The 8,442-nt window shown below is 68.2% G+C and carries 9 protein-coding genes; 5 read left to right on the forward strand and 4 right to left on the reverse strand.

Annotation, left to right across the window (positions count from 1 at the left end):
- Positions 1–248, reverse strand: a 248-nt coding sequence (locus R1101_RS0111370) for an ArsR/SmtB family transcription factor (RefSeq protein WP_016933555.1), incomplete at its 3' end; no start/stop codon positions are given.
- The gene (locus R1101_RS0111375; RefSeq protein WP_016933556.1) at positions 235–693 is read right to left on the reverse strand and encodes an ATPase; all 459 of its coding nucleotides are present in this window, start codon (positions 691–693) and stop codon (positions 235–237) included. The genes R1101_RS0111375 and R1101_RS0111370, both read right to left, overlap by 14 nt.
- A gap of 187 nt (positions 694–880) precedes the next feature.
- Here R1101_RS0111375 and R1101_RS0111380 point away from each other — a divergent pair, with 187 nt between their 5' ends.
- From R1101_RS0111380 to R1101_RS0111390, 3 genes are read left to right on the forward strand one after another with little or no spacing between them, the layout of a single operon-like run.
- Positions 881–4,132, forward strand: coding sequence for an error-prone DNA polymerase (locus R1101_RS0111380; protein ID WP_026003159.1), 3,252 nt, complete (start codon positions 881–883; stop codon positions 4,130–4,132).
- An 11-nt stretch (positions 4,133–4,143) separates the two neighbouring features.
- A complete protein-coding gene (locus R1101_RS0111385) occupies positions 4,144–5,001 on the forward strand; it encodes a DUF4349 domain-containing protein (protein ID WP_016933558.1) in 858 nt (285 codons plus the stop codon).
- Positions 4,994–5,302, forward strand: a complete 309-nt coding sequence (locus R1101_RS0111390) for a rhodanese-like domain-containing protein (RefSeq protein WP_016933559.1) — start codon at positions 4,994–4,996, stop codon at positions 5,300–5,302. Before R1101_RS0111385 ends, R1101_RS0111390 begins: the two co-directional genes overlap by 8 nt.
- Here R1101_RS0111390 and R1101_RS0111395 read toward each other — a convergent pair.
- Positions 5,299–5,763, reverse strand: a complete 465-nt coding sequence (locus R1101_RS0111395; RefSeq protein ID WP_081494076.1) for a tRNA (cytidine(34)-2'-O)-methyltransferase — start codon at positions 5,761–5,763, stop codon at positions 5,299–5,301. The two genes, R1101_RS0111390 and R1101_RS0111395, sit on opposite strands and share 4 nt — an antisense overlap.
- Before the next feature lie 124 nt (positions 5,764–5,887).
- Here R1101_RS0111395 and R1101_RS0111400 point away from each other — a divergent pair, with 124 nt between their 5' ends.
- Entirely contained in the window at positions 5,888–6,502 is a 615-nt protein-coding gene (locus R1101_RS0111400; protein ID WP_016933561.1) for a maleylpyruvate isomerase N-terminal domain-containing protein, read from the forward strand.
- 10 nt (positions 6,503–6,512) lie between these two features.
- Here the strand turns inward: R1101_RS0111400 and R1101_RS0111405 are convergent, their stop codons facing one another.
- Positions 6,513–7,727, reverse strand: a complete 1,215-nt coding sequence (locus tag R1101_RS0111405) for a glycosyltransferase (protein WP_016933562.1) — start codon at positions 7,725–7,727, stop codon at positions 6,513–6,515.
- A 120-nt stretch (positions 7,728–7,847) separates the two neighbouring features.
- Between R1101_RS0111405 and R1101_RS0111410 the strand changes: the two genes are divergently transcribed.
- The coding region (locus R1101_RS0111410) for a wax ester/triacylglycerol synthase domain-containing protein (RefSeq protein WP_016933563.1) at positions 7,848–8,442 on the forward strand (595 nt) is incomplete at its 3' end.

Consider the following 8,442-nt stretch of genomic DNA (forward strand, 5'->3'; position numbering starts at 1 on the left):
GCGCTCAGCCGCGATCCGACGGCGGAGAAGCGGATCTCCCGTCCGGCGCGCTCGGAGGTCACGAGACCGCACCGTTCGAGCACCGCCAGATGCTTGGCGATGGCCTGACGGGAGACCGTGAACTCGGCCGCGAGCCCGGACGCCGACGCCGGGGATCGGCCCAGTCGCTGCAGGATGCGCCACCGGGTGTCGTCGGCCAGGGCCGCGAAGACGGGATGCAGGTCGGCGGAGAACTCAGCGTCGGGCAACGCTTCCGTCCTTCTCGAGATGGTGCTTGGCGATCTCCAGTTCGGTGGTCCAACCGCGGGAGTTCTCCTCGAAGCGGGTGCGGCGTTCGCTCGCGTCGCCGGGCAGGGAGTCGAATCCGGTTTCCGTGACGCGTAATTCGGTCGTCCCGGTGTCGAGCGCGGTGAGCCGGAACTCGACGAGGGTCGACGGACTGTCGGGATCGGTGTGGTCGGCGAGCCAGCGGAAGGCCGCGTAGTGCGGTTCGTCGAGGGTCACGGTGCGGAAGACGAAGGCGCCGTGGACCGGATCGTGCACGGTGGTGAGATCTCCGTCGTGTTCGAGGCGGTGCTCGGTCCACTCGTTGTCGTTGATGTACCAGCCGGGTTCGGCCACGAGTGTCCACACCCGGTCCACGGGGGCGTCGATGGTGATGTCGCGTTCGATGCGGTCGAGTTCGTCGGTCATAATTGACTCCTTCGATGGGAATGCAACCCCAGGGTTGCACTTGCTCGCTCATGATGCAACCCCTTGGTTGCAGCCGATCGTGCAGTTCTCGCCGACGACTCCCGGTGGGTTGCGACGAGAACTGCGCGTGTTCGAACGTCTCGTTCGAACACATGTGCGATACTGGACCGGTCGAGGAGGTGTCGGAGTGGGATGGGGAAACGGTCCGCCGACCTGGTCGGAGATGGAACGTGTGCTCTCGGGACGACCCGGCACTTCCCGCCGCGATGCCGAACATCCCGGCGACGGGAGCGACAGCCCGGCATGGTCGCGCACCCGCGCCGAGTACGAGGCGCGGGTCCGTCGTCCGGAGGGGCCGGTCGTGCCCTACGCCGAACTGCACGCCCACTCCGCGTTCAGCTTCCTCGACGGTGCCTCCACACCGGAGGAGCTCACCGAGGAGGCGGCACGGCTCGGCCTCGAGGCGCTTGCGGTGACCGACCACGACGGACTGTACGGAGCGGTGCGATTCGCCGAAGCCGCACGCGAACTCGACATCCGCACCGTCTTCGGAGCCGAACTGGGCCTCGACGATGCGCACCTGCTCGTCCTCGCCCGCGGTCAGGAGGGTTATCGACGCCTGTCGCGGCAGATCGCCGATGCTCACCTCACGGGAGGGGAGAAGAACAACCCGACGTACGACTACGACGCACTCACCGACGCCGCCGGTGGGCACTGGCAGATCCTCACCGGTTGCCGTCGGGGGCACCTGCGGCAGGCGCTCGCCACGGGCGGGATCCCCGCCGCCGAAGCGGCTTTGCTCGACCTCGTCGACCGATTCGGCGCCGACCGCGTGACCGTCGAACTCACCCCGCACGGATATCCCGACGACCACGAACGCAACGCCGCCCTCTTCGACCTCGCGTCACAGCACGGCATCCCGTATATCGCAAGCACGGGCGCGCACTTCGCGCACCCCCGGCGGAGACGTCTGGCGATGGCCGTGGCGGCGATCTCCGACCGGCAGAGCCTCGACGACGCCGCCGGCCGGATCCCGCCGGCCGGCGGCGGGCACCTGCGGTCGGGGGAGGAGATGACACGGCTGTTCGAGGCCTTTCCGGGCGCCGTGCACAACGCCGCCGAGCTCGGTCGTGAATGCGCCTTCGACCTGCGTCTCGTCGCCCCGAAACTGCCGCCCTTCGATGTTCCCGACGGTCACACCGAGTTCACCTGGCTGCGCGAACTCACCTACGACGGGGCGCGTCGCCGCTACGGTCCGGCCGAGCGCCGTCCCGACGCCTATCGGCAGATCGAACACGAACTCGACGTCGTCGGCCGATTGGGGTTCCCGGGATACTTCCTCGTCGTCCACGACATCGTCGACTTCTGCAAGCGGAACGACATCCTCTGTCAGGGAAGGGGATCGGCCGCCAATTCGGCGGTCTGCTACGCCATCGGCATCACCAATGTCGACCCCGTCGGCAACAAGCTGCTGTTCGAACGCTTCCTGTCGCCCGAACGCGACGGTCCGCCCGACATCGACCTCGACATCGAATCCGACCGGCGCGAGGAGGCGATCCAGTACGTCTACCGCAAGTACGGACGGATCAACGCGGCGCAGGTCGCGAACGTCATCACCTACCGCGGTCGATCCGCCGTCCGCGATATGGCCCGCGCTCTCGGATATTCGCAGGGACAGCAGGACGCGTGGAGCAAGCTCATCGGCCGGTGGGGCGGTGTGCGGGTCGAGACCGACGAGCGGATCCCGGAGACGGTTCTCGACCTCGCCGAACAGATCGAAGGTCTCCCACGGCATCTCGGCATCCATTCGGGCGGAATGGTGATCTGCGACCGGCCCGTCGCCGACGTGTGCCCCGTCGAATGGGCGCGGATGGAAGGTCGCACCGTCCTGCAATGGGACAAGGACGACTGTGCCGCAGCAGGTCTCGTGAAGTTCGACCTGCTCGGCCTCGGTATGCTCTCCGCGCTGCACTACATGATCGACCTCGTCGACGAACACGAAGGCGTGCGGGTCGATCTCGCGCACCTCGACCTCTCCGAGCCGGGGGTGTACGAGATGCTGTGCCGTGCAGACTCGGTGGGTGTCTTCCAAGTGGAGTCGCGAGCACAGATGGCCACTCTGCCACGGCTGAAACCACGCTGCTTCTACGATCTGGTCATCGAGGTGGCCATCATCCGGCCCGGTCCCATCCAGGGTGGTTCGGTGCACCCCTACATCCGGCGGCGCAACGGTCTCGAACCCGTCACCTACGACCACCCCTGCCTCGAGAAGGCACTCGAACGCACCCTCGGCGTCCCGCTCTTCCAGGAACAACTCATGCAGATGGCCGTCGACGCAGCGGGATTCAGCGCGGTGGAAGCCGATCGGTTGCGTCGCGCCATGGGATCGAAACGATCGACGGAGAAGATGGAGCGTCTGCGCGGCCGCCTCTATCAGGGGATGCGAGATCTGCACGGCATCAGGGGCGACGTTGCCGACCGAATCTACGAGAAACTCTACGCATTCGCGAATTTCGGTTTCCCCGAGAGTCATTCACAGAGCTTCGCCTCGCTGGTGTTCTATTCGGCGTGGTTCAAGCTGCACCATCCCGCAGCGTTCTGCGCGGGTCTGCTGCGTGCTCAGCCGATGGGTTTCTACTCGCCGCAATCGCTGGTCGCCGATGCCCGACGTCACGGTGTGGTCGTCCACGGCCCCGACATCGCGGCGAGCCTCGTGCACGCCACCCTCGAGAACGAAGGCCGGGAGGTCCGGATCGGCCTGGCCACGGTGCGGAACATCGGCGACGGCCTCGCCGAACGCATCGTGGCCGAACGTCGTGACCACGGCCCGTACACCTCACCCGCCGATCTCGCCGCCCGCGTCGGTCCCACCACAGCGCAGGTCGAGGCGCTGGCCACCGCGGGAGCGTTCTCCTCGTTCGGCATCACCCGCCGCGAAGCCCTCTGGGGTGCGGCTCCGGCGGCGGCGCAACGCCCCGGGCGGCTTCCCGGGGTCGGGACGGTGCCGGCTCCGGCCCTGCCGGGGATGAGCGCTCTCGAATTCGCCGCCGCCGACGTCTGGGCCACGGGAATCTCGCCCGACAGCTATCCGACGCAGTTCCTGCGCAAGAGGCTCGACGAACTCGGGGTGATCCCGGCCGCGGAACTGCCGCAGGTCCCCGACGGGACGCGCATCCTCGTCGGCGGTGCCGTGACCCACCGGCAGCGACCTGCAACCGCCGCCGGTGTCACCTTCCTCAACCTCGAGGACGAGACCGGGATGGTGAACGTGGTGTGCTCGGTGGGGTTGTGGGCGCGCTACCGGACCGTGGCCCACACCGCACCCGCCCTGCTCGTCCGTGGTCGGCTCCAGAACGCCGAAGGGGTGGTCGCCCTCCTCGCCGATCACCTCGATCCCATGGATCTGCGGATGCCGAGCAGATCACGTGATTTTCGTTAGCATCCCCGAGTGTGAAACGCCTGTCGGTGGTGTCGTTGGCTCTGTTCGCGTTGGTCGTCACAGGATGCGACGAGGGTGGGGGAGGTGAGGGCTCGTCGGCCTCCGCGCCCGCGATCTCGGCACCCGCGATCACCGACGGCGGCCTCCGGGAGTCGCAACCCGTCGAAGAGCCCGACCGCAAGGAGGTCGTCACCGGCTACCTCCACATGGATGCCGGCGATCCCGTGGCGACGGGCCGCCGGGTCGCGACGGTGGTCGAGGAGGCCGGTGGACGCGTCGACTCCCTCACCGAGCAACCCGAGGCGAGCAGCGTGCTGACCGTGCGGGTACCCGCCGGCCGGCTCGACGAGGTCGTCGACGAGATCCGCACGCTCGGTCGCATCACGAGCCTGAGTACCACCCGCGACGACGTGACCATGCAGTACACCGACCTCGAAGCGCGGGTGGGTGCGCTGCGGGCCTCGGTCGACCGCCTGCGGGCATTGCTCGAATCGTCGGCGGACGTCGAAGCGCTGATCGCCGCCGAGACCGCCCTGGCCGAACGCCAGGCCGAACTCGACAGCCTCGAAGCGCAGCGACGGCAGCTGGGCGACAGGATCGAACTGTCCACGCTCACCGTCGACATCACCACCGATCGCCTTCCCTCGGAACAGGACAGTTTCTGGGACGGGCTGGTCGCGGGATGGAACAGCCTGTGGGCCGCATTGGGGGCCGCGGTGGTCGGTATCGGCGCCGCGCTACCGTGGGTGGCGTTCCTGTGCGTGTGCGCCGGTGTCCTCTACCTGGTCATCCGGCTCATCACCCGACGGGGACGTTCGTCCGGAACCACCGGGACGCCCGATACCGAGAGGACCGACAGCGATGCGTGAGGTCGACCTGGCCGCACTCGAATCCGCACTCACCGACGGAGCCACCGTCATCGACGTGCGGGAACGCGACGAATACGCCCAGGTACGTGTGCCCGGCGTCACGAACATCCCGCTCAGCGAGTTCGTCGCGCGGGTCGACGAGATCCCCACCGACGGCACCGTCTACGTCGTCTGCGCCGTGGGTGGCCGCAGCCTGCAGGCCGCGCAGTATCTCGCCGCTCGCGGTGTCGACGCCGTGTCCGTCGCGGGCGGCACCGACGGATGGGCCGGCTCGGGTCGTCCGGTGGAGAGCGACGCCTAGACCGCGCCGGGGAAACCGTGCTGCCGCCACGCCTCGTAGCAGGCGACAGCGGCGGCGTTCGACAGATTCAGTGAACGCCGCCCGGGCAGCATGGGGATGCGGACCTGCTCGGTGACGTGCGGGTCGGCGAGCACCTCGGGCGACAGCCCGGTCGGTTCGGGTCCGAACAGCAGCACGTCGCCCGCCCGGTACTCGATCTCGGCGTAGCTCGACGTGCCGTGCGCGGTGAACGCGAACACCCGCTCGGGGGCAAGCGCCGCCCACGCGGCCGCGAGACTGCTGTGCACGGTGACCGACGCGAGGTCGTGGTAGTCCAGGCCCGCGCGGCGCAGTTTCGGCTCGGACAGGTCGAATCCGAGGGGTTCCACCAGGTGCAGTTCCGCGCCGGTCGCGGCGACCATGCGTATGGCATTGCCGGTGTTGGGGGGAATGCGCGGCTCGTGGAACATCACTCTGAACACTCGATCCAGCTTGCCAGAGGCGCGCCGGCGTCCCGCACGCGCGTAGCGCCGATCTCGGCGTAGCGAGGGCACGCGTGTTTTCATTCTCGTGTCGTGGTTCGACATATCGACCGCTGGGGGATGCATGGAATCACAGGTAGCGACGTACGTCTCGGCGGTACGCAGCTTCTCGGAGCTTGTCCGTGCCGTGCCGGAGGACCGGTGGGACGGTCCGGGCCTCGGTGAATGGGACCTCCGAGCACTGATCGGACACACCTCACGCTCGTTGACGACCGTCGCGACGTATCTCGACAGTCCTGCCGACACCGAGGACCTCGCGAGCGCGGAGCAGTACTACGTCCACGTCGAGGAACTGACCTCGGTCCTCGGCGCGGGCGACATCGTCGAACGCGGGCGGCGTGCCGGTGCCGACCTCGGTGACGACCCGGTGGCGACGATCGGTGCCCTGTCGGCTGCGGTGATCGAGCGGCTCGGTACCGGGGAGGATCGTCTGATCCGGGTGATCGGAGGATCGGGGATCCGGCTGCATTCCTACCTCCCGACACGCACCTTCGAACTCGCCGTCCACGGTCTCGACATCGCCGCCGCCGCGGATGTTCCCTACGAACCTCCCGCCGAGGTTCTCGAGCAGTCCACCCTGCTGGCGGCGAGAATCGCTCTGGCACTCGGCGACGGCACGACCGTGCTGCGGGCATTGACCGGTCGGATGGCGTTGCCGAACGGCTATTCCGTCGTGTGAGCGGAGAGGTTCAGCGCGACCGGGACCGGAACATCGAATCCTCCAGCAGCGCGAGCACGGATTCCGGTAGCGGCAATCGTGCGATCTCGTCGCGCAACCGTTCGGCGCCGGGGCGGAGAGAGCCCGAGGACAACGCATCGAGGGTGATCCTTCCGATCTCCGCCGAGGTTGCGGTGACGGGATCGACCGTGGTCCCTGCACGCAGCGCGACCAGCCGTCGGGCGTTGAGTTCCTGGTCCGCACCCATCGGAAGCGCGACGATCGGAACGCCGTGGGCGAGCGCACCGATGACGCTGCCCGATCCGCCGTGGTTGACGACGACATCGACGTGCGGGAGCACGGCCGACTGGGGCACGAACCGCTCGATGCGGACGTTGCCGCCCGGTGACGGCAGGGTGGCCGGGTCGACGTCGCGGCCGACAGTGACGAGCACGCGCGCAGGTAGTCGGTGCAGCCCCCGGAGGAGACGGACGAAGAGATCGCCGGACTCGGTGTTGAAGACGGTGCCCAGCGTGACGTACACGCGGTGGGGCTCCTTGCCGCCACGAAGCCAGTCGACTGCGAGATGTCCGTGGGGCGCGGGTGATGGGCCCGGCCCTGTCGAGACGGCTGTGGCAGGCAACGGGACGTCAGGATCACGGAACGACGGTGGGAACGGTGAGATGACCAAATCCTGTGTCAGGAACGAGCACTCGTGATCGGAAGGGAGGTCGTGGGCGGCCCGTAGTCGTCGCAGTGGCTCACGGATGCGGTCGATCCGGACGAGCGCTCCGGACGCGATCACGTCGACCACCACGCGGGGAACGGCGGCGTGCTCGGCCGCCGTCATCGCACCGAAGTCCATCTCGTCGCAGATCAGCAGATCCGGATGCCAGCGGTCGACGACCTCGCGGACCAGGTCGAATCGTCGCGATGCGAGCACATCGGCGAAGTGGGTGCCGATCACCGAGTACTCGTGGTCGAGATCCGGAGGAGCGAGCGTGCCTATGGACCGGCCGGAAGCGGATGTCGTGTCTCCCTCGGGGAAGTACGCGTCGAAGCCTTGGGTGCCTGCGAGGACGTCCGCGTCCCCACACACGCCGATACGATGGCCGGCTCCGCGCAGGACGTCGGCGATCGGGAGCATCGGTGCGAGATGGCCGAGGCCGCCTGCGAACGCGAACAGGACGTGACGCGCGGCCCGGCCTCGTGTGCTGCCGGTCGTCGATCCGACTCGGTGTGCCATGGCCGAATTACACCGCGCGAGGCTCGTGTTCGCGAATCGCCGATCGGGTGTGGCCCCGAGCGGTACCTGGTTCAATCGACAGGGCATCAGCAGCGGGCGACCCGGGAGAGAACCATCACGATGACACGCCGACGCGGAATCCGACTGGCCGCGCGGGACGCACTCCACGTCTTCGTGGAGGACACGGACCCCGAGGCTCCGCCGTCGACCATGGTGAGTGTCTACGTGTTCGACGCCCGAGCGGGCGACGCTCCCATCCGCACCCGTGAGGACGCCGTCACCTGGATCGGGCAGCGCCTGCACCGCACACCGGCGCTCACCCGCCGTCTGCACCGGGTGCCGGCGAACCTCGACTTTCCCTTCTGGGTGGAGACGGACGTCGATCCGGACCGTCACGTCCGGTACGAGACGATCGGTCCGACCTCACGCAGCGAGGTGCATCGGCTGCTCGCCTCGATGAAGGAACGCCGTCTCGATCTGTCCGCACCCCCGTGGGAAGTGCACGTCCTGGCCGACATCCGTGGTGTCGACGACCTCCCCGACGGCGCCACCGTCGTCGCGTTGCTCCTCCACCATTCGGTGACCGACGGACTCGGAGCCGTCGATATCGCTCGTGCGTTGTTCGACGATCCTGCGGCCGCCCCTTCGGCCGGAGGACGCGTCGTCGCCGTGCCAGGACCGGTCCGCGCGGCGGTCTCGCTGCCCTTCCGGTACG

The organism is Rhodococcus sp. R1101 (assembly GCF_000278445.1).
In the GTDB taxonomy this organism is placed as follows: Bacteria; Actinomycetota; Actinomycetes; order Mycobacteriales; family Mycobacteriaceae; genus Rhodococcus; species Rhodococcus gordoniae.

What these genes read in the sequence shown, in the direction of transcription:
- R1101_RS0111400 (WP_016933561.1), top strand. Translation starts at nt 5,888, where the DNA reads ATGGAATCACAGGTAGCGACGTACGTCTCGGCGGTACGCAGCTTCTCG.
- R1101_RS0111375 (WP_016933556.1), bottom strand. Translation starts at nt 693, where the DNA reads ATGACCGACGAACTCGACCGCATCGAACGCGACATCACCATCGACGCC.
- R1101_RS0111390 (WP_016933559.1), top strand. Translation starts at nt 4,994, where the DNA reads ATGCGTGAGGTCGACCTGGCCGCACTCGAATCCGCACTCACCGACGGA.
- R1101_RS0111405 (WP_016933562.1), bottom strand. Translation starts at nt 7,727, where the DNA reads ATGGCACACCGAGTCGGATCGACGACCGGCAGCACACGAGGCCGGGCC.